The organism is Paenibacillus sp. FW101-FHT12H11 (assembly GCF_058790355.1).
Genome location: NZ_JBYTCO010000006.1, coordinates 22,871 through 48,533, shown reverse-complemented (window position 1 = coordinate 48,533; position 25,663 = coordinate 22,871). Strand labels below are relative to the sequence as shown.

The 25,663-nt window shown below is 40.5% G+C and carries 28 protein-coding genes; 4 read left to right on the top strand and 24 right to left on the bottom strand.

All coding sequences use genetic code 11. The features are described 5' to 3' along the window. Positions 1-216: 216 nt before the first annotated feature. Positions 217-1,263, top strand: coding sequence for a LacI family DNA-binding transcriptional regulator (locus AC3WTJ_RS20025; protein ID WP_492523343.1), 1,047 nt, complete (start codon positions 217-219; stop codon positions 1,261-1,263). A gap of 65 nt (positions 1,264-1,328) precedes the next feature. Here the strand turns inward: AC3WTJ_RS20025 and AC3WTJ_RS20020 are convergent, their stop codons facing one another. The 5 genes from AC3WTJ_RS20020 to AC3WTJ_RS20000 form a co-directional block, all read right to left on the bottom strand. Next, positions 1,329-1,595 (bottom strand): hypothetical protein, encoded by a 267-nt coding sequence (locus tag AC3WTJ_RS20020; RefSeq protein WP_127457913.1) that lies wholly within the window; start codon positions 1,593-1,595, stop codon positions 1,329-1,331. A 122-nt stretch (positions 1,596-1,717) separates the two neighbouring features. Continuing rightward, positions 1,718-2,284, bottom strand: coding sequence for a peroxiredoxin (locus AC3WTJ_RS20015; RefSeq protein ID WP_407871187.1), 567 nt, complete (start codon positions 2,282-2,284; stop codon positions 1,718-1,720). A gap of 44 nt (positions 2,285-2,328) precedes the next feature. Continuing rightward, on the bottom strand, positions 2,329-2,568 hold the full coding sequence (locus tag AC3WTJ_RS20010) for a glutaredoxin family protein (RefSeq protein ID WP_127457915.1): 240 nt from the start codon (positions 2,566-2,568) through the stop codon (positions 2,329-2,331). Positions 2,569-2,597: 29 nt separating this feature from the next. After that, entirely contained in the window at positions 2,598-3,521 is a 924-nt protein-coding gene (locus tag AC3WTJ_RS20005; protein WP_492523342.1) for an NAD(P)/FAD-dependent oxidoreductase, read from the bottom strand. Positions 3,522-3,946: 425 nt separating this feature from the next. After that, the gene (locus tag AC3WTJ_RS20000) at positions 3,947-4,648 is read right to left on the bottom strand and encodes a Crp/Fnr family transcriptional regulator (protein WP_492523341.1); all 702 of its coding nucleotides are present in this window, start codon (positions 4,646-4,648) and stop codon (positions 3,947-3,949) included. Between the two features lie 319 nt (positions 4,649-4,967). Here AC3WTJ_RS20000 and pdxR point away from each other — a divergent pair, with 319 nt between their 5' ends. Continuing rightward, the gene (pdxR, locus tag AC3WTJ_RS19995; RefSeq protein WP_492523340.1) at positions 4,968-6,383 is read left to right on the top strand and encodes a MocR-like pyridoxine biosynthesis transcription factor PdxR; all 1,416 of its coding nucleotides are present in this window, start codon (positions 4,968-4,970) and stop codon (positions 6,381-6,383) included. A gap of 105 nt (positions 6,384-6,488) precedes the next feature. Here pdxR and AC3WTJ_RS19990 read toward each other — a convergent pair whose 3' ends face one another. The 6 genes from AC3WTJ_RS19990 to AC3WTJ_RS19965 all read right to left on the bottom strand — a co-directional run bounded on the left by AC3WTJ_RS19990 (position 6,489) and on the right by AC3WTJ_RS19965 (position 12,916). Beyond that, positions 6,489-7,178, bottom strand: coding sequence for a Crp/Fnr family transcriptional regulator (locus AC3WTJ_RS19990; RefSeq protein WP_492523339.1), 690 nt, complete (start codon positions 7,176-7,178; stop codon positions 6,489-6,491). Positions 7,179-7,459: 281 nt separating this feature from the next. After that, positions 7,460-8,557: a GerAB/ArcD/ProY family transporter gene (locus AC3WTJ_RS19985; protein WP_492523338.1), complete on the bottom strand. Its 1,098-nt coding sequence runs from the start codon at positions 8,555-8,557 to the stop codon at positions 7,460-7,462. Between the two features lie 38 nt (positions 8,558-8,595). Beyond that, entirely contained in the window at positions 8,596-9,681 is a 1,086-nt protein-coding gene (locus tag AC3WTJ_RS19980) for a Ger(x)C family spore germination protein (RefSeq protein WP_492523337.1), read from the bottom strand. Positions 9,682-9,701: 20 nt separating this feature from the next. After that, complete coding sequence (locus AC3WTJ_RS19975) at positions 9,702-11,186, bottom strand: spore germination protein (RefSeq protein WP_492523336.1); 1,485 nt, start codon at positions 11,184-11,186, stop codon at positions 9,702-9,704. A 189-nt stretch (positions 11,187-11,375) separates the two neighbouring features. After that, on the bottom strand, positions 11,376-12,305 hold the full coding sequence (locus AC3WTJ_RS19970) for a DMT family transporter (protein ID WP_492523335.1): 930 nt from the start codon (positions 12,303-12,305) through the stop codon (positions 11,376-11,378). Next, on the bottom strand, positions 12,302-12,916 hold the full coding sequence (locus AC3WTJ_RS19965; RefSeq protein ID WP_492523334.1) for a thioredoxin family protein: 615 nt from the start codon (positions 12,914-12,916) through the stop codon (positions 12,302-12,304). Before AC3WTJ_RS19965 ends, AC3WTJ_RS19970 begins: the two co-directional genes overlap by 4 nt. A gap of 257 nt (positions 12,917-13,173) precedes the next feature. Here AC3WTJ_RS19965 and AC3WTJ_RS19960 point away from each other — a divergent pair, with 257 nt between their 5' ends. Further along, a complete protein-coding gene (locus tag AC3WTJ_RS19960; protein WP_492523333.1) occupies positions 13,174-13,419 on the top strand; it encodes a hypothetical protein in 246 nt (81 codons plus the stop codon). A 93-nt stretch (positions 13,420-13,512) separates the two neighbouring features. Here the strand turns inward: AC3WTJ_RS19960 and AC3WTJ_RS19955 are convergent, their stop codons facing one another. Beyond that, a complete protein-coding gene (locus AC3WTJ_RS19955) occupies positions 13,513-14,112 on the bottom strand; it encodes a nitroreductase family protein (protein ID WP_492523663.1) in 600 nt (199 codons plus the stop codon). A gap of 397 nt (positions 14,113-14,509) precedes the next feature. Here AC3WTJ_RS19955 and AC3WTJ_RS19950 point away from each other — a divergent pair, with 397 nt between their 5' ends. After that, complete coding sequence (locus AC3WTJ_RS19950; protein ID WP_492523332.1) at positions 14,510-14,848, top strand: MmcQ/YjbR family DNA-binding protein; 339 nt, start codon at positions 14,510-14,512, stop codon at positions 14,846-14,848. Between the two features lie 315 nt (positions 14,849-15,163). On the opposite strand, the gene AC3WTJ_RS19945 is transcribed toward AC3WTJ_RS19950, so the two are convergent. The 12 genes from AC3WTJ_RS19945 to AC3WTJ_RS19890 all read right to left on the bottom strand — a co-directional run bounded on the left by AC3WTJ_RS19945 (position 15,164) and on the right by AC3WTJ_RS19890 (position 25,526). Continuing rightward, complete coding sequence (locus AC3WTJ_RS19945; protein WP_492523331.1) at positions 15,164-15,802, bottom strand: FMN-dependent NADH-azoreductase; 639 nt, start codon at positions 15,800-15,802, stop codon at positions 15,164-15,166. Between the two features lie 188 nt (positions 15,803-15,990). Then, positions 15,991-17,229 (bottom strand): MFS transporter, encoded by a 1,239-nt coding sequence (locus tag AC3WTJ_RS19940; protein WP_492523330.1) that lies wholly within the window; start codon positions 17,227-17,229, stop codon positions 15,991-15,993. Between the two features lie 191 nt (positions 17,230-17,420). Beyond that, entirely contained in the window at positions 17,421-18,071 is a 651-nt protein-coding gene (locus AC3WTJ_RS19935; RefSeq protein WP_492523329.1) for a peroxiredoxin-like family protein, read from the bottom strand. A gap of 398 nt (positions 18,072-18,469) precedes the next feature. Then, positions 18,470-19,141, bottom strand: coding sequence for an NAD(P)H-dependent oxidoreductase (locus tag AC3WTJ_RS19930; protein ID WP_492523328.1), 672 nt, complete (start codon positions 19,139-19,141; stop codon positions 18,470-18,472). Between the two features lie 73 nt (positions 19,142-19,214). Beyond that, positions 19,215-19,865, bottom strand: a complete 651-nt coding sequence (locus AC3WTJ_RS19925) for a peroxiredoxin-like family protein (protein ID WP_492523327.1) — start codon at positions 19,863-19,865, stop codon at positions 19,215-19,217. Positions 19,866-20,278: 413 nt separating this feature from the next. Next, complete coding sequence (locus tag AC3WTJ_RS19920; protein WP_492523326.1) at positions 20,279-20,695, bottom strand: hypothetical protein; 417 nt, start codon at positions 20,693-20,695, stop codon at positions 20,279-20,281. A 138-nt stretch (positions 20,696-20,833) separates the two neighbouring features. Then, on the bottom strand, positions 20,834-21,223 hold the full coding sequence (locus tag AC3WTJ_RS19915) for a hypothetical protein (RefSeq protein WP_492523325.1): 390 nt from the start codon (positions 21,221-21,223) through the stop codon (positions 20,834-20,836). Between the two features lie 424 nt (positions 21,224-21,647). Then, the gene (locus AC3WTJ_RS19910) at positions 21,648-23,111 is read right to left on the bottom strand and encodes a sensor histidine kinase (protein ID WP_492523324.1); all 1,464 of its coding nucleotides are present in this window, start codon (positions 23,109-23,111) and stop codon (positions 21,648-21,650) included. Positions 23,112-23,311: 200 nt separating this feature from the next. Continuing rightward, positions 23,312-23,836 (bottom strand): hypothetical protein, encoded by a 525-nt coding sequence (locus AC3WTJ_RS19905; RefSeq protein WP_492523323.1) that lies wholly within the window; start codon positions 23,834-23,836, stop codon positions 23,312-23,314. A 271-nt stretch (positions 23,837-24,107) separates the two neighbouring features. Next, positions 24,108-24,386, bottom strand: a complete 279-nt coding sequence (locus AC3WTJ_RS19900) for a hypothetical protein (protein ID WP_492523322.1) — start codon at positions 24,384-24,386, stop codon at positions 24,108-24,110. A gap of 265 nt (positions 24,387-24,651) precedes the next feature. Next, positions 24,652-25,005 carry a hypothetical protein gene (locus AC3WTJ_RS19895; protein WP_492523321.1) on the bottom strand — a complete coding sequence of 118 codons (354 nt, stop codon included), beginning with the start codon at positions 25,003-25,005 and terminating at the stop codon, positions 24,652-24,654. A gap of 116 nt (positions 25,006-25,121) precedes the next feature. Then, a complete protein-coding gene (locus AC3WTJ_RS19890; protein WP_492523320.1) occupies positions 25,122-25,526 on the bottom strand; it encodes a hypothetical protein in 405 nt (134 codons plus the stop codon). Positions 25,527-25,663: the final 137 nt, after the last annotated feature.

Sequence of the window (25,663 nt, the reverse complement as noted above, 5' to 3'; positions counted from 1 at the left end):
TTAAAACCTCCCGTTGTGGTGAGTATGATTATTATGTTATTTTTGTTAGGCTAACATTCATTCCGACACCCCTACTGTAATCATTTTCACTCTTAACGTCAATTCATTTTTATACGTAGACCTCCTAATAGATTGACAATACTTCTTTTATATTCGACAATGAGATTTGTTAGTTTTGTTATGTAAATGATGATTTTAATGAAGTAGGTGCATTCATTGAGCAAAAAAGTTTCCATGCAGCAAATAGCAGATCGACTAGGACTGTCTAAATATACCGTGTCCCAAGCGCTGTCCGGAAAATCAGGTGTAAGCGAGGAGAACCGGCTGCGAATTCAAGAAATGGCGAAAGCCATGGGATATCTCATGCAATCAGCAGCGCAGACCTCCGGAAGCCCGAATAATGATTCTTTGAGCGTTAACGGGGAAACGCCTTATATTCTGGTTTGGATTCAGGCCATTTATCAGCAGGACAATCCCTTCTGGGGGAAAGTTCTCGCGGGGATCGGGGCGGCCAGCAAGGAGTTGGGCTTCGAGCATCTGATCATCCCTGTTCCGGCTCATCATAACGAGAAGCTGCAGATTCCTTCGTATGTGAATCCTGACCACTGCGCGGGCCATCTTCTGGCAGGAACTTTTCCTACCCTTTCTGTCATCTCCCTCCAGCAAACCGGGATTCCGCTCGTATTAATTGACCATTCCGAACCTTTAGTGGATGTGGATTGCGTTCTCAATAATAATTTGGACTCGGGTAAAATGGCCTGTCAACGCCTTCTTGCCGCAGGCTTGAAACGACTTGTTTTCGTCGGCGATGATCAATTTGCCGTCAGCTTCAAGGAGCGCTTCTGGGGCTGCCGAATGGCCATGGAAGATTTGAGTAAACCGGACGAGGACTACTCGTTGAAGAAATGGAACATTCCCTACCAGAGTCGTCAGGTCCTGCAGTACCTGGAGCGCAAAGTATCGGCACTTTCATCTGAAAGCCTGCCCGAAGGCATGATCTGCGCGAACGATCAAATCGCGCTGGAGCTGATTCCCATTCTTAAGCGCCATGGCATCGATGTTCCGGGCCAGGTTAAGGTCATCGGGATCGATAACATTGATGCCTCCGCCTATGCGCACCCGCCTCTTAGCACCATTGAGCTGGCGAAAGAATCGCTTGGCATTCGGGCCGTGGAAACTCTCCTGTATCGGCTCAAACACCCGGGAAGACAAGCCGAGAAAATCATTCTCTCGTCCCGTTTCATCGCGCGAGATTCCGGTTAAACGAAAAAAGGCATATAGCACGGGCTCCAAGAGCCGCTATACGCCTTTTTCTGTATTAAAAGAGCCTACAATCGAGAGAGTAGGACGGATACGAGCATGCCTGCAATCGCAATCCAAAATAAATAGGAACGAATCACACGTTTTAAGCTCTTATCTTGACGCTCCATGACCGCCTTCTTGCGGGCGGAACTGGAATTCGTCTCCTCATCCAACTCATCTGTCACTTGCGTGCGCCAGTTCACGAATTGAAACCCGATTCCGCTGACCACAACGGAAATCATCAGTAAAATCAAAGAACCCATAAATAGTTTGTCCGAAATGGACTGCATCACCGATCTAACCTTTCTGTCGTTGCCTCATTTGCCTTCCTATTATACTGCAAATGCAGCCCCGAATGCACACGAAAGCCCCAATCCGTGGATTAATACGAATTGGGGCATGCTACATTTATAAATTATAGCGTTTTGTCACCGGGTTTCCAGTTCGCCGGGCAAAGCCCTCCGGCTTGAAGCGCTTGAAGCACACGCAGCGTCTCGTCTACCGAACGTCCAACATTCATGTCTGTCACGACTTGGTACCGCAGAACGCCTTCAGGATCGATAATGAACAAACCGCGGTGAGCCGCGCCTGTTTCATCATCCAGAACGCCATAAGCACGCGCTGTTTCTTTGGAGAAATCGCTGACGAGCGGGAATTTCACGGGACCGATACCGCTTTGATCGCGCGGCGTTTGTGTCCAGGCTCTATGCGTGTACACACTATCCACGGATGCCCCTACGATTTCGCAATCCAAATCAAGAAACTCTTCATAGTTGTCGCTGAAAGCCGTAATTTCCGTTGGACATACATACGTGAAATCGAAAGGCCAGAAGAAGAATACTAACCACTTGCCTCTGTAGTCCTCAAGAGAAATTTTTTCTTCTAAAGTTTCCATGTTTTTCGTGGACAAGAGTGAAAAGCTTGGTGCTGGCAGTCCTATTTTAGCAAAAGATTGGGATGGTTGTGCGGTTAATTGTGTCATGATTCTCTCTCCTCTTTATCTATCTATTTTATGTGGATTGTGGATTATACAGTTACTTCAGCCAAAGCCTTTTTGAGCTTGGTCACATTGAGACCCAGAATTTTGTGCTCGCCAATCACCGTTACCGGCAGCGACATCATGCCCATATCGTGAAGCTCTTGGCCATATTGGTCATTTAGATCAATATTTCTTTCTTCATAGGCCACTTGCTGATCGGTTAAGTACTTTTTTAACTGCTGGCAATAAGGGCAATTCGTGCTTGAATAAACAATGACATTAGACATATGATTTCATCTCCTAATAAGTTGTAAGATTATTTATATTGCGGGATCAATTGAGCCCGTTTATTAATAAATTTATCAACGGCCATGGCCGCAATGGCCCCATCCGCAGCTGCAACGACGGCTTGCTTAACAGGTGTGCGTCTAACTTCGCCGGCGCCGAACACGCCTGGAACCGATGATTGCATCGAGCTGTCGAGAATCATAAAACCCTCTTCATCCAGCGGAACTTGGCCTTGCAGGAAGTCTGTCCCGGGTTTGCTGCCGGATAGGAAGACGAAGACGCCGTCCACTTCAAGCACTTCCTCCGTACCAACGCCTGTGCGAATGCGAAGCCCTTCTACCTTATTCGTGCCAAGCACTTCAAGCGGTTTGGCTTTATAGAGGATGTCCGTTCCCGGTATCTCCGGGGTATGATGAACGCCTTGCAATTCAGGCCGTGGTACTACGAAGTGGATTTTTTCCGCAAATTTGCTTAGTGCCTGGGCTTCTTCCAGCGCTTCTTCCGAATCACCGATGACTGCGACCGTTTTCCCATCAAAAAAAGCTCCGTCACACGTTGCACAAGTACTCACGCCACGCCCGAGCAGATTCTCTTCACCAGGAAGCATACGGTTGCGTCCTTTCGACCCCGTCGCAATGATAATCGATTTGCCTTCATACATACCGTCCGCCGTAAACACGACTTTCGTCTCATCTTCCACATCTACAGCCGTAATTGTCGTTTGAATAAATTCAGCGCCGAAACCTTTTGCTTGCTCCCGCATCGTATCCAACAGTTCCTTGCCGGATAACGCCCCAATGACCCCAGGGTAATTCGCAATTTTGTGCGTGATGGCCAAAGCTCCCGTGTTCGGTGCCTTATCAATCACCAACGTCTTCAAGTTTCCTCTAGCTGTATAGATGGCAGCTGAAGCTCCTGCCGGTCCTGCTCCAATAATAATGACATCGTACATCGCCGCTGCACCCTTTCTATCCGTTCCACTGCTTGTCCACTGATAATCGATATCAGATAATAATTATTATAAATAAATATAAATGAAAGTCAATACTTTTTGAGAATTATTATAAATAAGAAAAATAAATAGAGGAGGAGGATTTGCATCTACGAATTGAGGATGAATCCATAAATTCCAAATTCTTTTTTTAAAATTCTAATTCTGTCGTCAGTCTCTTAGATATGTTGTGTTGATTAGTAAGGGCGAATATTTTAATTCCATGTTCTTTAAGAATTGCCATGTTTCTAATGAAAAAGGAGCTGCTGCCGGCCGCGGCGAACTGCTCCCTGAATGTTCAACTATAGTGTCCCGTTGAATCCCGTAATACTAATTACTTCCATTTGTTGTCTTATATCCGCGATATTATTGGGATCTTTTGCTTGTCAATGTATAGAGTTTCGAGGACTATTTTCTTCAAGTATTGTAAGGGCAAGTTGAACAGACAGGCGCGATGTCTTAATGACGCCCTCTTTGCTAAGTTCGCTCATTGCGGCACTGACCGCTTCGCGGCTAGCACCGAGCATATTGGCAATCTCTTGATGGGAAAGAGGCAGATCGATCAGCGCATATCCGTCTTGAATGACGCCGAATTTTGCGCTCAGTGTGGAAAGAAGATGGAGCACTCGTTTCTTAAGACTGTGAAGCGCAAACTGTTCCAATTGATCCTCTCGCTCTTTCAACCGGTCACTAAGTGTTTTAAGAAATTTGAGCGCAAGCTGAGGCCGATTGATCATCAGCCGTTCGAACTGAAGCTCGAACATGGTGCAAAGAAGCGACGGTTCTATCGTTTCAATATAAACTCGTCTGGTTCCGAACGAGAATGAATTTAACTCTCCGAATATATTTCCTTTTGTCAGAATGCCCAGCGTAAACTGTTTTCCGCTGTCATTCAGTTGATAGAGTCTAAGCTTGCCTTCCTTGACGAAATAGAGCCCCTGGCGGATAGACTCTGGACCTTGGACTAATGTGTTTTTTTCAATCCAATTGAAATGATGAATGGTATCTAACTGATCGATCTCTCTTAACTCTTCGCTCGACATCTCTTCAAAAATGCTGATTTGCGATAAATACCAGAGCTTGTTCATTGAATATCGAGCCTCCAAATAGTCATAGTCAACTTACGGAAAAAGTGTCTTTTGATAATACGGATAATATAGGCCCGATTACATACAACTAACAACACCAGTCAAAAAACAGTAAAAAGCACCATGGAACGGAAGGCGCAACCATGTGTTTCGAACGTTCCGTTCACGTGTCTGAATAAAGAAGGTTCGAAGGTTCTTCTACTTCCTGAAACTTTGTATTGGCAACATTCATCATAGCATGTAGAATTGGATTCCATCAGATCCACTTTCACTTAAAAAATAGCATACCACTTTTCTGAAACGAAGGAGGACTAGCTCTATGCCCCGACGCACGCTGTCTGCTACAAATGAATCGAAAACGAAAGAAATCTATTCTTTACTGCGCGAACAGATATTTCAAGGTATCTATGCAGTCGGTGTTAAGCTCCCATCAACGAGGGATATGGCAAATGAATTCGGAGTATCGCGGTCACTCATCGTGGACGTGTATGAACAGTTAATCGCGGAAGGGTACTTGGAGGGCCGTCAAGGTTCTGGCAGTTATGTCATTGATTTGGGCGGAAGTAGACGACAATTCCCTTCTCAGCTCCAAGACATCGATTCCGGTGAAGCAACTGTCGCGGAACCCCCGGCTCGCTTCCAAGGCATTGATTTTCGTCCAAGTTTTCCGGCTCTGGAGCACTTCCCTTTCAAGATTTGGAAAGAAACCGCCGTTGCCTCATACACAAATACGCATTCAGGAGAATTTGGCTATGACGAAGATCCTGCAGGACATTGGCAACTTCGCACAATTATTTGCCGGCTTTTGCTGCATACGAAGGGGATTCAGTGTCTGCCTTCACAGGTGATCATAACTGCCGGAGCAACTCAGGCCATAGCCTTGCTGTCTCGGCTTTTATTAAAACCAGGTGACGCAGTAGCCATAGAAGATCCTAGCGCCACCTTCATTCAACATATTTTTGCATCGACAGGTGCTGATCTTATACCGGTTCCCGTAGATGAACATGGCATGCGTATTGACGACATGCCGACTCATCGACACCCCAAATGCGTGTTCGTTACTCCTTCACATCAATTTCCTTTAGGGAGCATTCTTTCCATTGGGCGGCGCATCCAGCTTATTGATTACGCGCGACAAACCGGAAGTTATATTATCGAAGATGATTACGACAGTGAATTCCGTTATACAGGAATGCCGATACATGCTCTCCGAGAACTCGACTCGGAACGTATCGTCTATGTTGGAACTTTCAGTAAAAACTTGTTTCCTGCGTTGCGTATCGGTTATATGGTCGTTCCGAATGAGCTGCTAACTTCACTTCTGCGTTTAAAGAAGCTGACAGACATGCATTGTCCGATCTTGCCGCAAATCACATTGGCGAGATTTATCTCCGAACGCCACCTGGAACACCACACCGCTCGTATGAAGCGCATTTACAGCACGAGACGAAAAAGTCTCATTGCCGCTCTGTCCAACGTTTTCGGAAATAGAGTGAAAATATCCGGGGATGCCGCAGGCCTGCATTTGGTTGCGAAAATAGCCGGAAGCCTATGGGACGCCCAAGTAGCCGCTCAACTTGAGGAGCTTCATATTAAAGTATATCCAGCAGAAAGATACACCATCGTTAAAGGAAGGTACGAAGATCATCTTATTATGGGATTTGGCAATGTGGAAGAAACCAACATTTTGGAGGGAGCCAAGGCGATTGCGAGTGTCCTAAGACATATGTCGTAAATTTCCATTACTATAGCCTCTTAAATGGCATATTTTATTTATTATGGAAACAAACCATGCGGACACTATACCTTATACCAAAGCCCAGCCTACTTTCTTTTCCAATCATTCATGAAACTCGTCTTTGAGCATAGTTTTTGGAAATTGTACAGACATTCGTGATGTTTTGATGCACCCTTCTTTGACAAGCTCGTTCATCACACACCTGACAGCCTCCAAGGAAGCACCGAGTATATTGGCAATCTCTTGTTTGGAAAGCGCAAGATCAATCAGTACATAACCTTCTCGAATGACGCCAAATTTAATACCCAGCGTAGTAAATAAATGAAGAACGCGATTTCGAAGGCCATGGTTCTCGAGTTGCTCCAACTGATCATTTCGTTCCTTCAATCGTTCACTTAGAACCTTTATTAATTTTAGCCCAAGCTGCGGCCGACGGAGAATCAGCTTGTTGAACTGATTCTCCGATAAGGAGCAGATAAGCGATGATTCCATCGTTTCGATATAAACACGCTTTGTCCCGAGCGAGATTGATTTTAGCTCTCCGAACAAATTTCCTCTTGCCAAGATATCAAGCGTAATTTGCTTCCCGTTTTCCTTCAGTATATAGAGTCTAAGTTTACCTTCTTTGACAAAAAAAAGTCCCTCGCAAACTTTCTCCGGGGTTTGAATCAATGTGTTTTTCGGAAACCAATTGAAATGATTGATGGTGTCCAGTAGATTAATCTCAATCATATCTTCATTTGTCATTTCTTCAAAGATGCTAATGTGCGATAAACACCATATCTTGCTCATAAGAATATCACTCCTCTTTAATGACCTTTATGACTTATACGCAAAAGATTGCTTATGCACGAACATGGATTAATCGTCTTTCCCTTGTTCCGCTCGGGCTAGTCCGTATTTAATTTTTGGTTACTCATCGTTCTGAAACCTTCAATATCAAGTGATTGCTTAATTATAAATCCTATTGAAAGTGGAGTTCTGTGAGGTACATTACTTTACTCCATTTATCGAGGGTCAATCACGATAGCGCAGCCTTTGAATTCATATACAAGCTGGTAATAACTGTGCCTCTACCCCTTACTCATCTTCTTCCTTACCTGCGTGACTACGAACATAATCGGGATATATCCATAGATAAAATAAATTCCGACGTTTGAATACAACTCGGAACTCCATCGAAATATGCTATGGTCCTTCAAAAAATAATTTAATATCAGAATTCCGATTAGAAACGCAAGCAAGCTCACACGCGGTTTAATCTTAGAAACAGTTTTCATTCCACGGCACGCAGCCCATAAGCTCAAACATATGCCTGCTAAATTTTTTACATACCACAACGAAATCGCAAGATATTCTACTCTCTGGAACACAGGTCCTTCAACTATCTTGAGCATATTAAGCGTTGGCCATGAGATTTCGCGCAGCTGACCTTCACTGAAATACATAAACGTTACGATTAATACCATCAAATACAATAATGTAACAAAAAGCACCATCAGTTGCGCCCATTTTTGAGATTTTTCCGGTGATTTAATAAATGGGTAAAAGAATAAGAGAGCTTCAAATCCCAGGAATTGATATAGCATGCTTTTGGAGGAGAGCAATATGTCAGTGATTGAATGGTTAAATAGAGGCAACAAGTTCAACGGATGTATATACGGCAAAACAGATAAATTTTCTGGAATAATAAAGATAAGTGTCATTAGAAATCCCAAAAAGCTTAGTCCGGTAACGATACGAAACCCGCCTGATACCGTATAATAAATAAACAACAGTAAAATGCTGCTTATGGGTAAAATTTTTATAGATGGAAATACCCAGATTTGAACAACTTCAATGTAGGCTTTGAATTCAATATAAGCTCCAAAAAAAAAATAAAGAACGATTGCGAAATTGATTATGTTCCCTGCGAATTTCCCGAAACATAAATTATTGATTTGAGTGACATCTAGGCATTCTTGATTCGAATGTAAAATTTTATAAATCATCCATATGATTAAATGTATGCTCACCCCTACTAAAAAAACAGAGATATAAGCATTATATCCCGCATGTTCGATCAATTCTCTTTGGAAATTCAGAACTCCGACCCCAACCATACTGACATACATAAGAGGAACAATTAAGAACGGAGATATTAAATATTTTTCGTTAACTGGATTTTTCATATACAAAATACCTCCTCAACTGTACTTCCAGATCTCATTCAAGCACTAGTATTGACAATTTTTACTTGAATGTTTACTGTCGTTTTGATTGCTTGATAAATTTTTTCAAAATCTTGGTCACTCCATTCCTTTGACTGACTTCTTACTAGGTCGCCCAAGCCGATTGGATCAACCTTTTTTTCCTTCAATAATAGAAGGAAGTCTTCAATTTTATTTTTCAAATACGAACTTATTGTTTCTTCGTACTGAGACAACTGTTCTTCAGATCTTAAATCCATCCATTCTGGGATTTCCTTAAGTTCCGCCACCAATTTCAACTGAATTGAAATAGAAGGAATTGGTTTTACTTTGTTCACAATATAATTTGCTTTTGAGTCTTTGCTTCTCAATATAATAAAATCTTCATCCTGTTTATTTGATGCCTTTCCTGCAAATGGAACCTTGTAAGTTCCATTCTTCGAGTTCTGAATAAGTAGTTTTAATAAGAAAGCGTCCTTCATGTTAATGTCGGTAATCTTCTGATCACGCCTAAATAAAGCGAGTCCGTTGATTATTACTTCTCCGCCATTTATTTTAAAATACGGTAAAAACATGTCTCTTCCTTCGCCATAATAATTAAATAAGGCTAAATGAAGGTTCATCATCGGTAAATTTCCGTTTCTGATGTTTTGCTCGATCATTTCGGATAAAAAATATGGTTCTTGGTATTTTTTAATGATTTCCAAAAGCTCGGAAGCGTCTCGATCCACCACTCCAAGCTGAAGCATAGATGAAATTCTAGAATCGCGAATTAAATTACGCATTTCAGCCCCAGTCCCTTTTTCTGCACACATTTTACCGAATAACACCATCCGTAGCTGTCCACTTACAAGGAGATCTTTTGCCTGCATATTTAGTCGTGGTATAGTCCCAGTATTAGTGTTTGATTCCGTATGTATGACTTGTAGTTCTGTTTTCCCCTGTTCTTTATAGTGAGCAATTAGAGCAGTGCTTTCTTTGCCTTTTGCATCGGTATCAAAGCTAATTGCATGGACAAGACAAACCTTATTCACAATTCTCTGATCGGCACAAGCCGATAAAACTGCGCACATAATCATAATGTGAAAGATTTTCCATCTATACATATTGGTCCTTCTTTCATCATTTATTCTTCATCAAGGTCATTTTTTTGCTTAACTGGTTTTTTAGGCAAATACTTAACTGAAGATTCAGGTCTTAAATGTTGAGGTCTTTTATTCAGAATTTGAAAAGGTGAACGAATAAAACCGTCTTTAAAAGACATAATCCTGAATGGAAATATCGGAACAGAATAAGGCGAGCCTAGAGATTTTAGACGAATAATATGGACGAACAAAAAACCCACCCCGATAAATATGCCAATTGCTCCCCATATCGCTGCCAGAATGATAATAGGAAAGCGTAAAAACCGTATCGTATTTGACATCTTATAAATGGGTGTCGTAAATGAGGCTAAAGCCGATAACGCGACAAGAATAAGTAAAATATTGCTTGTTAAAGCTGCTTGTACCGCAGCTTGTCCGATAACAATTCCTCCGACAATACCTAAGGTTTGCCCAATTTTTGTAGGTAATCTTGCCCCTGCTTCCCTAAGAAATTCAATGCTTATTTCTAAAAAAAACACTTCAAATATCGGAGGAAATGGAACGTTTTGTCTTGAAAAAATAAGAGGGCTTAACAAATCTTTTGGAATGACTTCATAATGGTAAGTGGCTATCGCAACATACATTGCTGTGGTAAATAGTGAAAAAATGACACCAAAGATTCGAATCAATCGAAAAAAAGAACCTAATATCCATGGTAAATAGTAATCTTCCGCGGAAATAAAAAAATCAAACAACGTAGAGGGCCCCGTAACAAAATAAGGTGATCCGTCGCTAATAACCGCAACTTGCCCGTTACTAAGTGAATACCCCACCCGGTCCCTGCGTTCCGAGGATACAAACAATGGAAATGGCGTCATAGCATTGTCTGACATCATTTGATCCAATAATGATGAATCAAACACGACATCATAATCAATTTCAGAAAGCCTTTGCTCAACCGTTCGGATAAAATCCTCATTTGTCAACCCAGCGATATAAATGATAGCGACTCTTGTTTTTGAAGATGATCCAACAGTAATTTCTTTTATTATCAAGTTTGGAATATTGAGTAGTGTTCTGAGCAAACCGATATTTGTATCCAGGTCCTCTACGAAACCGATTTTAGGGCCCACGACGCTAAACTCGTTTTCCGTATCATTATTTTCTCGCAACCCTTGATGGGCCGATAAATTAACCAATGCACACTTCTGCTCATTCTCATGAAGTTGAACAATAGCATAACCTTTCAGAAGTTTGGATTGAATAGTTGTTAACTCGTTGGTAATCTCAATATCATTAATGGGAATCCATGTCTTTATATCTTCGATCTCATTGATTTCGGAGTCCAGTGAACGATTTTGCATGACAAGAATCAAATGTTGCTGCATCCACTTCGCATCAATCAAGGAACTATAATAGAAAATAATCACTTCTTGTTTACCAAGTAAAACCACTGTTCTCTTAAAGTCATTTGATTGTCCACATAATTTCAATAATTGATCGAGGTTTTCAAATTCAGTTTCCATTGCAAATAAATCCTTCCCAGCGAAAGTCTCCAAATGCCTGAATGATACTATGTTATTATTTAGTTAAGAACCCTTTTATATACACAGACCATTTCTAGGATGTCACCTTTGACATCATGGTCCATATTAAGCATGATGAATGGCAAAAAAACCAGAAGCGCGTTTGCTTCCGGTTTTTTTTGCCACAATTTAAATTGTGTCCTTTAGGCCTACATGTTGAGCTACGGGAACGCTATTCTGCGATACCTGGTTCCGTTTCATTGCAATCAATAACATACCGGAAATTGTCATTAGTCCTCCGAGCATCTGCGATATCTCCAACTCATGCCCCAAGATAACTGAAATAATGGCTGTAAAGACAGGAATCAGATTCATCGTTATGCCAGCCTTGCTCGCACCAAGAATTTTAACACCTTGGTTCCAGAGAATAAATGAACCGACTGACGGGAATATCCCCATGTATAGAACCCCTATGATCCCTAAAGATGTGATGTTGTGGGAGTGAATCGGATGAAAAAATAACAAAGGAATCATCAGAATAGCACCGGCCAGCGCAATCATCGCAACCAATGTTACAGGTGGAATGCCTTTTGCTTTTTTTAGAAGCAAAGAATAACCAGCCCAACATAAGACAGCGAATAACATGATCGCATCGCCCTTGTTATACTGAATATGAAACAACTGAAACAAGTTACCTTTCGTTAACACAATCATAACACCAATAAATGAGGTGATTAATCCCATGAACTGAAAGACATTGACTTGTTCTCTTAGGAATATCAACGAGAAGAGCACTATCAAGCCAGGTGTAAGGGTAGTAAATAGAGCGTTGTTCGTTGCAGAAGTGAACTGTAATGAAGCATAGGAGAGGTAGGTGTATAGCACAATAGCTAAAATAGCTAGCAAAATGATCAATACCCAGTTATTCCTCCATATTTGTCCCCATGAAGGTTTCTCCCTAAATTCAGCAATGGGAATTAGAAGAATCAGTCCGACGACCCATCTGAGAAAGACTGTCCACTCCGCCGGAAATTCAGTCACAATCAATTTTCCAAAAATGATATTACCTGCCCAAAACAAATTAGCTCCGATCAAAAATGTCCAAGCCTTAAATATCACCTAACTTCACCAAAAGTCGTAAACAAGTCCCTCAATTCATTAAAAATAACATTCTGATAATCATTACTAACTTGATAGAGTTCTCCGATCTCCCCATAGGTTTGGTTCAATTTCTCCTTATAATCCGCTTCCTGTTTGTCTGGATTGTTCTTTTTAAACCGATCCATCACGGCTTGAATATAGGCTGGACGGGCTCCCCATCTGCCTAGAACATCTCCGGACGCATTTAAGAAGACCGCGATCGGCTGATTTCGCCCGCCATTTGTGAGAAAGTGATCCATAGTTTCCAGATGCTCCTCCATCGGCAACACTTCAGTCGGAATGCCGCTCTGCTCCATCACTCGAAACAGTAAAGGAACGTTCCAGATGACGTCTGGACACCAATCTGTGCATAGAATTAAACAGTGCAGGTCGGAGCGATTGTTTAAAGATGTAAAAAATGATTTCTGATCTTCATGCGCCCATTTGAAATTATCGTAGATGGTAATGAACTTTTCTTTGGTATTCAAGATTTTGCTGTTTTCCATGTTCCGATTCTTCATTCCATCCGTGAATTGTTGCGGTGAAATCCCTTGACCAATTTTGTGTTTTAAATTCAATTGTGCTTCCATTTCTTCACGCCCTCTTCTTTATTTTTGGGATATGCAGACAGCGACTCTCGACGCCATCAACCTTATCGCAGCTTCAGCTTGATAGCATGATTATAATTCCAAAAAAATCGATGTTCTGTCATTTAGATGACAGATGCCAATTCTTGTGGCCTGTTAACTTTAAAACTAAGTGCATCAATTTTAATTTGTCCTGGATGGTAGGCATAGATTCACTTAACTAAATAAAAATAAAATGCAGCCGAGAGAGGAGAATACGAATGAAAAAAGGGGAAAGAAACTTGAAAGATGAACTGGATGAACTCCAAGGTCGTAATATGTCACCAGATGCCGCAGCAACTTTTGCCAGATTGATTCTAGAACTTCGAGATCAGGGTGCAGGTAAAGGACTGAACATCGGAGATAAGGCTCCCGATTTCACTCTTGATGATTCTACAGGTAAACCCGTCACATTATATGAAGAACTAGTCAAGGGCCCCATATTGATGATGGTATATATGACATAGGACAGGAATGGCGAATGCCATCCAGTCCTATGTTATTCCTTCACCAACCCAAATAACAAAGAGACTGTCTTAATGACAGCCCCAAGGTTCATTTTATTTAAACACTCTTATGCGTTCTTGTATCGGATTAAATTTCTTTTCACCTGCTGAAGCAGAAGGTTTACCGAACGGCATTTGGGCAGTCAGTTTCCAACTTTCCGGCAACTTCCATTCTGCCTTTACCCGTTCATCAATCAATGGATTGTAATGCTGTAGGTTTACCCCCAGCCCTTCAGCCTCCAGCGCCATCCAGATCACCAATTGGTGCATTCCATTCGTTTGCTGTGACCAAATCGGGAAGTGTTCTTGGTAAGATGGAAATTGATTCATGAAATTTTCAACAGTTGACTGGTCTTCAAAGAAAAGCACTGTACCGTATCCGTTCCAGAACCCGTTCATTTTTTCCTGTGTGGATGAAAACTGTTCGGCAGGAACGAGTACTTTGAGAACTTCGGTCGTTATTTCCCATAGCTTGTTATGTTGTTCACCTAAGAGCAGAACAACACGGGTAGTTTGATTGTTAAACGCCGATGGTGTATGTTTAATGGTTTCTTCGATTATTTCTTGAATACTTTGATCCGATATTGGTGATTCTTTGGTTATTCCATAAATTGAGCGCCGTTCGCGTAGTGCAGTAAATAAATCTCTCTCCAAGGTTTTCATGATATCTCTCCTAACCTTATTTTTCAATGTCCGTAGACTGAATCCAGTGACAGTTCCGAATTGGAAAAGTAAAACGAAGATTCAGGCTTGTTTGGATACCTCCCAGTTATCCATGATGCATCTTCTCACTATGTCCTTCGAATTTGCACATAATATAATTATAAACATTACAAAAAAAAGATATGTAGTGTACATTACATACTAAAGCTGATCTAACTTGATAGGAGAATCATTCTGTTTTCGTATTTCTTCTCCCATCAGAAATACGAAATACAGAAGAACACTGTAAAGTAGATTACTGACACTGATTCAGCCCGCATGTTAATCTGCATAAAACAGAAGACAGCACAGGCAATGAGTTAGCCATTTATAAAGGAGCTGAGTCGGTATGAAAGATCATTTAATTGAATATTGTCTAAACAAAAAATCAGCATTTAAGGATTATCCCTCGGGACCTGATCCACTCGCTATAAAAATTGCTGGTAAAGTATTCGCGCTTTTTTTTGAGAAGAAAGGATACCTGGTTCTAAAATGTGACCCGATGATTGCGGAAAACATGAGAGAGCAGCATGAGGACGTTCGACCAGGTTATCATATGAACAAACAGCACTGGAATACGATTATTCTTGAAGGTTCTTTACCAGAGACGGCTATTTTTGATATGATTGACCATTCTTACGAATTGGTTGTCAAGAATCTTCCTAAGAGCGTCAGGGAATCTATTTAGGATTATTTAAGACCGGCCAGGCGTTGATTTATGTCAAAACCCTCCTCAATTAATATCGAGGAGGGTCTTGATAGGGGCTGAAACTTTGATTAAGCCGCATTCGTGAAAAAACCACATTTTACCGATTAAGCATTCCTGTAGCTGGATTAATGTCGTCCTCGCTTAACAACTGTTGCGGCATAAGTTTTCCCCTTGGAGAATTATGATTCACGCGGTTTTTAATTACATAATCAAGAACTATGGCCAGGTTTTAAAACTTGGCGAATCACTGCTCAGCAAATTTTCATCAGTTAGCCAGTAAATAGATCTTTCGCGTTACCAGGCTGAGGCAAGCTTGGCCGCCTGTTTTATTGCTGCCCAAACGATCTCCTTCGCCCGATCTGGTTGAAAATCATGGCCTTCCACGTACAGAGCTTGTACGTCACTGATCCCGACAATGCCGAGCACCTGGCGAAGATAGGGATGACTGTGATCCATAGCTACTGAAGGCCCAGTAGAGTAAATTCCGCCGCTAGACTGGATGTGCAGCGCTTTTTTGTCATGCAGCAGGCCGACCGGTCCGCGTTCCGTGTAATGGAACGTCTTTCCGACGATGACAAAAGCGTCGATGAACGCCTTGAGACGAGGAGGAATGCCCCAATTCCACATAGGTGAGACGAACACGTATTTATCGGCGTGCATCGCCATTTCGGTAATGTCGTAAAGAGCATTAATTTTCTGCTGTTCCACGGGATTCAGCTTGGAGAATTCTACGCGCTCTTTTCTCATTTTCTCCCATGCTCGAACGACATCGCCATCAACCGTCTGGAATGTTTCTTGATAGACATCGAATACCCGTACCTCGTCGTCCGGATGGGCTTCCCGATAGGCTTTAAGAAACGCATCGCCGACCTGCAGACCGACCGAATGTTCCGGCGACTTGGGAGTAGCGGTAATATACAATAATTGCGTCATGTTGCTGCCTCCTAGGTTAATTCGTAACTTAGCTATCCACCAAAACCTCAATATGGGGGGGGTGGATAGCTTGATTTTATAATCCAGCCGGGCCAGTACCCATTACAATTGTCTTGAACATGTTAAGCAAATCCTTATTTAGATTTACAGCGGGCTGAGAGTAGTGATAAGGAAATACATAGCGGCTTTTAGAATTGCAATGCCTGCGCACTTGCCTTGGATGGGAGACCTTCCGACACTTGTATTCGGTTTCTGGAGGCGTAGTACCGCGCAAATCTTACAGAATACCCCAACATGTAGAGAATCAACAGGGAAGCCAGAATATTCAGGACGATTAAAGATACGTTTAAGTCAAATAAGTAGCTTAGGAGACCGACTCCCACGATAGGAACGATAAATCCGATATAGCCAGCAAAGTAATAAGTCGATATCACCTTCGGCCGCTCCGATGCATTCGGAAGTTCGCCGGCCAGTCGCAAGCTAATCTGGAACGTCCAACCGCTGCCTAGTGCCTGAACGAGCACCCCGATCCACATTAGGTCTATACTTTCCGACATCCCTGAGAGAACGACAAGCCATGCTCCACATGCCAATAAAGCGATACCGATCCGAAGGCGTACGACCGGTTGCTTGAACCAAGGCAGCATTTGCATCATCGTGCCGCCCCCCATAAGCAATAGTATCAGGAGACCCGACACAGCAAGGTTTGAAGTGTGAATTACGTTTTTCACGAACGAAGGAATCAAGGAGAGAACAGTTCCGTTCAAGGTAAACAACGTGAACACGGGCAGTGCACTGAACGACCAGAAATGAGGCTTGATCTCGTTAGGTACCCTAAGCGAGATCGGTACCGACGTCAGTTGACGGCGTCCCTTTTGGGCTTGAAAATCTTCATCCTGCAACTTTTCCAGACAGATCCCAGCGCTTAGTAACATAACAGTTAAAAGCCAAAACGGTGCGCGTAACGGCATTAGATGCAGATACTCGATGATCAAACCGGCCAAGGCAGGTCCTAGACCGAATCCAAAGGAAACGGCCATGCCTGATAGAAGAATCGCCTTGCCTGATTTCTCTTTGGACGTTTGCTTCAGCAAGAATGCGACTGCCGTACCTGTAAAGCTTCCATAAGCGATTCCTTCCAGCAGTCTCGCCCCGTAAACGAGCCAAGCCTGCTGGCTTGTCATAAAGAGAATGGTGGCTAGGATTGATAACAGGATGCTGATGCGAAGAACTCGCTTCAGCCCCCAACTGCTCCCTCTTGAGCTGACTACGAGCAAAGAGGGCAGCAGGAAGATTGCATACATAGCGAATAAAATGGTGATTTGCAGACTGCTTAATCGGTATTGTTCCTGATAGAGCGGAAATATAGGCGATGTAAAGGAAGTTCCAGTGGACATCATGAAGATGACCCATAACATTTTTTTCATAGAGAGCGGCCTCGCTTTAATTGAATGATTATTTTATTACGAGTTAACGCTGAAATCCATTCCATCAATCTTAGCCATCCACCTTTTTAATCATTACTTGCGAATAATTGATGTACGAAACCGGAGCTCCTGATAATCTGCGAAGCATCGCCAATTGACCGATATGGCTGTTAATGAATGAAGTAACATCGTCACAGCTTTCTTAGCTCGCGTAAAATTTCCTCTGGGCTTTGACGTTGCATGAAATTCGGATTGACATAGGAGGAGCGAATAATGGCGCTCTCATCAATCATGAAAGTAGCCGGCACCGGCAAAATCCATTGCGATGTATTGTTGTACTCCGCAAGATCAAGTGGGATACCTTCCATAAGTTCCCTTACTCCCGGAGGAACATCGAAGAGCAGATTGTACTTAGCCGTTACCAAGCCATTCTGATCGCTAACGACTTGAAATTCCAAACTTTCTTTTTCCTGAAGCGATAACGAATGATCTGGTTTTTGTGGGCTAATCGCTATAAGTTGCGCTCCTATCGCCTGGATTTCCGGCAAAATCCGCTGGTAAGCCCTTAATTGCATATTGCAAAAAGGACACCATCCGCCTCGATAGAAGACCAGCACAACCGGCCCTTTCGCAAGCTCTTCATATAAAATCACATCCTGGCCTATTGCGTTCGTTAATTGAAAGTCCATTGCCTTCTCGCCTGTTTGCTTCCCGGATGCGAACCCCGATTTCTGAAGTTCCTCTATCATTTGACCGAGCTTAACCTGCGCATCAATCGATGCATTGGCCTTAAATTGCTGTGTCGCAGCTTCCAGTTGTTCAGTTAAACTTTGGTTGCTCATGCTTCTTATACCTCCAATATCCAATGTGTAGCTTGATTATAATTTCAAATCATAGTGGACTTCTGTAAAGTAAATTACAGTTCTCTACTTCAAACCCTTCTTGAGTCAAATAGAGACGGAGGAGATTCCGCATATTGGTTTCATCGTCAACAATTAGGTTATAACCTTTTATCATGCCCCATTTTAAGTACAGAACAATTTTCCTTTCCTAATGCGTGTTTGCAGAAGCCCGATATGGTTCTGAAAGGTATCGTCCATCTAGACACCGGATTACGGCTATTCGTAAGTCAAAAAGAGAAGGAGAGATGTGTTATCCCCCCTCCTTGTTTAATGCTGTACAAGATTTTTACTTTGACTGACGTCTTTCTTTGGCCTGCTTGTCTTTTATGATTTAAAGTTTACCGCCATTCAACAATATCATCGAGATGTTGTCTTGTTTGTGGACGTTTGGGATTCTTTTGACGATATCCGAAAGCAACCATACAAGCTACACCGAAATCGTCACCGTTAATGATACCCTCATTTTGTAAAATAGCAGTCACCTGCTTTTTATCAAAACCTTCAATCGGACAGGAATCAATCCCGATTTGAGCTGCGGCTGTCATCATGTTTCCCAATGCTATATAGGTTTGTCTGATTGACCATTCGAAAATGAGACGATCATTATCTTCGAGTTCTGATTTGACAAAGGAGCTGTAGAAATCGGACCAATCTTGCACAATTTCTTCAGGCATATGATGAATGTCTTTAAACATTCTGTTCACGTGATCTGAGCCAATTCGTAAACATCCTTCTCTTCTGGCCAGTATAACTACAAAATGGCTGGCAGTTGGCAGTTGTTCCTTGGCACCGCCAGATACAGGTTTTAATTTTTCGCGAAGAGTTTCATTCTGGATCACCACAAACTTCCACGGTTCGAAGCCAAATGAACTTGGAGATAATCTTCCTGTCTCCAAAATAAAATGAAAATCTTCATCCGAAATCTTTTTGTTAGTATCAAATGCCTTGCAAGCATGTCTGAGCTGGTAAGCTTTTAGAATTTCTTGTTTTTTACTTTCCGTTCCTATCATTGAATCATTCATCCTTTCGAATTTAATCTTTTGATAATCGATCGTCTGCTCACAATTGAATTGATGCGAATTTTTACAGTTTTTTTAGCTCTTGTAAAATTTTCTCAGGGCTTTGACGCTGCATGAAATTCGAATTGACATAGGAGGAACGAATGGTGGCGCTCTTATCAATTATGAAAGTAGCTGGAACCGGTAGAATCCATTTCGAGGTATTGTTGTACTCTGAAAGATTAACTCCGATACCTTCCATTAGTTCCCTTACATCCAGCGGAACATCGAAGAGCAAATTATATTGAGACGCTACAAATCCGTCCGGATCGCTAAGAACTTGAAATTCCAACCCTTCCTTTTCCTTAAGCGATAACGAATGATCCGGCTTTTGTGGGCTGATAGCTATAAGCTGCGCTCCAATCGCTCGAATTTCCGGTAATATCTTCTGATAAGCATTTAATTGCATATTGCAAAAAGGACACCAACCACCGCGATAAAAAATCAGCACGACTGGCCCTTTCTTAAGCTCTTCAGATAAAATCACATCCACGCCTAGTGCATTTGTTAATTTAAAATCTACTGCTTTTTCGCCTGTTTGTTTCCCGAAAGCGGCCCTTGATTTCTGAAGGTCCTCAACCATTTGCCCGATCTTCATCTGTGCTTCAATCGGTGCGTTGGCCTTAAATTGTTGCGTGGCCGCTTCCAGTTGTTCAGTTAAGTTTTGGTTACTCATCGTTCTGATACCTCCAATATCGAATTTATAGCTTGATTTTAAATCGAATTAAAGAAGAGTTCTGTGAAGTAGATTACAGTCCCCCATCCTCATTGGATGGTTGATTGGCTTGTTGCAATAAAAAATCCACCCGAACGGTAAACGTTTAGGTGGGTTCATTCATCGTGTAACATTATATGTGTCAATTTATTTATAGGATACGTGCTTCTCATCAAGAATATCAATTGTGCACGTCGCTTCTGAATGCAAATCAAAAATAATGATGTGAGCATTCTTCTGAATTTCTTTATTCTTGTTTTCATTGTGGTGTATTCCAACTGCATTCTGTAATATTTTTGCCACCGAACAGGATTTACCTGAACTAGCTAGTCTGAAAAATGCATTGTGCGGATCGTGGATAAACCTTCAGGGTTTTAATCATGTAATGATCTAAAGTACTTTGCGTGTTCATCAATCTTTTTGTCTTTGCTACATCTTTCAATGATGTCATTAAGAACTTTCAAATATTGTTGTTTTTGTTCGTTTTCAGATCCATTTATTATTCTGTTTAACATCCAAAGAGTATGATTCGTGGGGTTTCTGTATAGTGAAACAATAAGTTTTTCTTCATATCCCTTCTTGTAATACTTTTCTACGAAATGAACAATCGGTCCAGGTGAACCGAAATCTACATCTGGATTATCTTCAAGCAGTTTGAGTAATGGTTCTATTGCATCAAATCCATCTTCTCTTATTTCAAGTTGCTCTGTCACATCATAAGAGGTTACAATGATGCCTTCGTGAAGTGCATTTTTTAATTTATTGATAAGAGAAATAATTTCACTGTTCATCAACATTAGCTCCTTCTTAAACTTTAAAAAATCGCCAGTCTTTGGTTATTAAGCTATCGTCTCCCGTTAGTTCAACGGAGACTGCTCCGCACGATTCTTTCTCCATGTTTGCAAATCCTTCATTACTACCGGTTCGGTTTATATCATCTCCTTAATACATCTAATAAATGGAGTTATGGCAAAACAATCCTCTAACTCCTCACTTTCTACTGACCAATATATTATTGTATTTTTATGGATAGCTATTTCTTTTAATAATAGTTCTTTTGTTTTACTAAATACTGAATCATCAACATCACCATTTTCAATAGCGTCATTAAGTGACCCAATAATAACGATCATCAAAGCAAATTTTTCTTCTTCGTTTAAACTTAAATTTTCATATAAAGAAAGAAATTCATTAACTCTTGTTTCATCTGCCACTTCATATTCCCAATCTTGGGTAAATGGTCCTGGTTTAGGTAAACTTAATTTTTTAACAAGACTATCTATGGCTTCCCTCGTTACATACTTTGGATAGTTCCTCAATTATTTTCCTCCTACTGATAAAAATTCGTTTGGATATGAAAATACTCGAGCAATATGGTACCCAATTGCTGGTTATTAATAGCATTATTATACTCTACTTTTTGAGCTAATCACCACGCTAAACTCCCATTAGTTCAACGAAAAAGGGAGCAGTTGCCGGTCGCTGCGATCTGCTCCCTGAATGTTGAACTAACGTTCCTACGTTAGCGTAATGGTTTTATAATTGTATTTAGAGAGAATAATTGAAACAATGAAATTCCAACAGCAGGAATCCAAAAATAAATATGATTTTAAAAATTTGGTCAACATAGTAACTTGATTCTCCATTATTAATTTGTAATCATGATCCATTTGCAGATCTGTAGTAGATCCAGTGGCACTAGAAGAATTGGTCATACCCCTACCTCCAGTTGCAACAAATGTTTTAAAGCATATAGATGGGCAACCAAATCTTAAAAACAGATCCTCTACCTTTACTACTAGTGACCTCAACGTATCCTTCGTGCTCTTCTAAAATCCATTTTGCAATAGATAGCCCTAACCCAGTACCTGGAGTTTTTCCTCTAGAAGAGTCTGCACGATAAAATCTATCGAAAATATGGAGTAAATCATCATTGTCCATTCCTATGCCGGTATCTTTGATTATCAGTCCGATTTTATTACCTGACCTTTCAATATCCATTTTTACATATCCTTCGAGGGTGAACTTAAAGGCATTATCAATAAAAATGAATAATAACTGTTGCAAGTAATCTCTGTCTCCTAAAATATAAATCCCCTGCAAAAGCTCTAAGTTCTCTGCTGTCCAATCAACTGACTTAGGAATTAACTCAGACTTTCTTACTATAGTTTCAACGATCGGTTTCAATTCATAAACTTCTTTATTGATTTGAAGCCCTACATCGGCTCTAGCCAGAGACAGAAGGTCATTTACTAGTCTTCCCATTCTCTTTGATTCATCTATAATATCATTCATTGCTTCTAAAGAAATTTCAATCTCTCTTCTTTCAGGTAAATGATAAAGTTTTTGACGCAAGGATCCCCACATTTTATTGAGAAGTTCAGCATTGCCTTTAATGGTTGTAAGCGGAGTTCTTAGCTCATGTGATGCATCAGCAACAAATCTCCTCTGAGTCGCTGAAGATTGATCTAATTCACCGTAAATTGATTGTATACGTTCAAGCATACTATTCATAGTTTCACTAAGAAGACCAATTTCATCTAGAGGTCCCTTATGAATTATCCTGGTAGCGAAATCTTCACTATTTTTGATGTTCTTTGTTGCGTTTATTAAAGAATATATAGGTTTTAGTGCTTTACGTGAGAACAGCCATCCCATACACAAAGCAAGTAATACCACAATTACTGATAAGATACAAAGTATCCATTGCAAACTCGAAAGGAAACTCCCTATATCGCCAACATTATAGGCAGCTTGTAGAACCCCAACTAACTTTCCGTTTAATATCAGCGGATCACTATACATTAAAAAAGGCGAGTTATGAATACTAACCGTGGAATAAAACCCCTCACTTTTGTTTTGTAAAACCTCAGTTGAAAAAGGGAGGTCTACATTCATAAGATTAGATGATTTTGTCTTATAGCCACTGGTAAAGTTGGTAATTTGCATAAATATACCCGAGCTAACGGTATCAAAATCATCAAGTCGAATAAACAAATTCCACCCATTAGGGGAAATCTCTAATTGATATTCAACATTTTTTTGAATCAAATCTGTTTGATCTCTAAGTGATTTTTTTAAATCATTAAAAATATAAAATTGTAAGAAAAAGTATAAGGTTAAGCCGAATAACAATAATACGAATCCCAAAATCCCTGAATAAAGTAAGGTTAATCTTAAGCGGATAGTCACTAAACCCACATCCATCTCTGAAATTATCACCTTAATTATCCATTTATAAATTAATTCAAAATGAAAATAACATAAATATTGGATAAGATTCAAAGAAAAATGTCTCGAATATCCATTATCGTAAACTGCCCGTTACTTCAACAAAAAAAGAAGCAGCTGCCAGCCCGCGGCATTCTGCTCCATATTTGAACTATCGTTCGCCGTTAGTTCAATCCTTACTGTAAATTATACTGAACTCCGCCCAAAAAAGTGGATTTCTTCTCCTCTCCAAAATACTCTAATGTATGCTGATTACAGTGAATTACATTACTTTTAAAGCTAAGGGTATTTGATACCTTATCGAAGCTTCTGACTTCGGACCCATCAAATAAAAACTTATTATGTTTCAAAATTTTGATTGTTTCCATATGACTGATTCCAAATCTAATACCACTACCAATCGGAAAGGTTATTGGATTAGTTTCAAATCTAAAATCCATTCCCTGTAAGTTTAGTGAAGTAGTAATTTCCAGCATTGAGCGGTACACATACACATTTAAAGCGTATTCACCAATTTCTCCATACTCAATCCTATCAAGATTTTCTATATTGAACTGTCTTTCCGTAAAGCCAATAAATATCCCTTCACCCATGTAGTAGAGGGGACGGTCTTTTATCTTTAATTCAGGGGCTTTCCAATCTTTAAATACTTGTTCCATTGGGCAAAAACGAACAATACTGCATAGCGAACTCCACTCCATCTGATATCTACACCCACATTCATATAAACTATTTAAAACACGAAGCTACCATAAATTATATCGGAAATCGTTGAGGTATGGGATCAAGTTCTTGTCATTGGGCCGTGACAAGAACTTGATCCCATAAATAATAAAAGCCGCGATTTACGCGGCAGGTAATGAGATAATGTTCTTGTCACCCGACAATTATAGATCTATGTAAGCAGCTGCCGTGGCAGAACTGCTCCTTATTTCGTTCAACTATAGTTTCCGTTAGTTGAATCACCCTGAATTAATTATTCGTATATATACCCCAAACATTATTTGAAAATTCCCCTGCTGCAAATGTGACTTCGTAGTCTTCAATCTTCCAAACAATAAAGTTTTTTTTAACCCCATATATTGGGTCAATAACATTAGCAAATATGCCAGTAGCGACCCACTTTTCTTTGAAAATATCCACTCCATTTAATATAAATGAATCGTTGGTAGTGCTCCCAATAAACTTCCAACTTTGATGTTCTTCACTCCCCCAGCCTAGAGATGGAACCATATCATGCTTTCTAAGCATTTGGTATAGGATCTACCATCAATAATTAAATCAGCAAATTTAGTAATTTTTATTCCCATCTTGATCCGGGTTAAACTCATCATATCGACTTGCAGGTCTAGTTTCTAAGTAATTTATGTTTTTCATTTTACTCCTTTACAATATTAACAGGGATTTCACCTAACGTCTTTTTTGTGAACTTCATAATTTAATGAAGCTGCCAATCATGCCGACAGCTTCGTCTTGTATGTTTATTCAAGTATCGTATCCCGATAGCTTAATCTCTTCATTTCAAATCATTCTTGGCTAAGTCCAAAGCAACGGCTATTTTAATCTGATTTGTTTTACTGAGTCCCTTAATCAAATTCTCTAATGGACATACTTCTACTATTGGAGTTATTTGATCATCGTAACGATCAAGTTCAATCGTAATGACTGTGTCAATATCCACTAGAAAAGTAATAATATCTTCCCCTTGCTCCGGTATCCAATATAAGATATATGCTGTTTTCATTTCGGGGAAGCTCTCTCTAATAATCTTTAAAAACCTTCGCATGGATATATCGTTGAAGATACGAATTCTTGAAGATTGTAATTCCTTTCTATATGCCTGCTCTTTCATTGTACCTCTGAGCTTCATGTCTTGCCCTCCTCTCCTAATGGAAAGGGCAGCCGATTATCTGCAGGCAGCCGCGGTATTCTGAATTAACGTTATTCGTTAGCGTAATAAGTCCCTTCATTGCTGGCTTAACCAATTTAATCATTAATAAATGCCCTATAACGGACAAGTACACCATTTATTTCCTTATCAAATCTGTAAATAACCCAAAATCTCTCGTAATCAGTCTGAAGCTCATTAATCCGCCCTTTATAACATTTATAAATGTCCTCTACGAGTTGATCTGTCTCTAGATTATATTTTGTTAGTACGACCTTTAATATTTCCAGAAGGTCCTTATCCTCAGCGTTTCTAATATTTATGCTGAAGAGTGCATGATCGGGTGTCATCGCGCATTTAACACTGCTATTATTTTTCTCATTATATAATTCAAACCGAAGATTAGGGTCTAGATTGTTATTCAAAATATATCCGCTTCTACTGCTAAGAATTTCTTCTAAATTGTGTAAACCTGGAATAATTACAGAGTCTTTATTTAACAAGAAGAACCCTCCATTTAAATATATTTAATTCCTGTACGGGTGTAATCGGAGCTCTATTCATATCATCAAATTATACGACAAATCATATCAAACCGCTCAACTATCCTCCCTTTAACGTAATGGAGGCCGCCGATTAT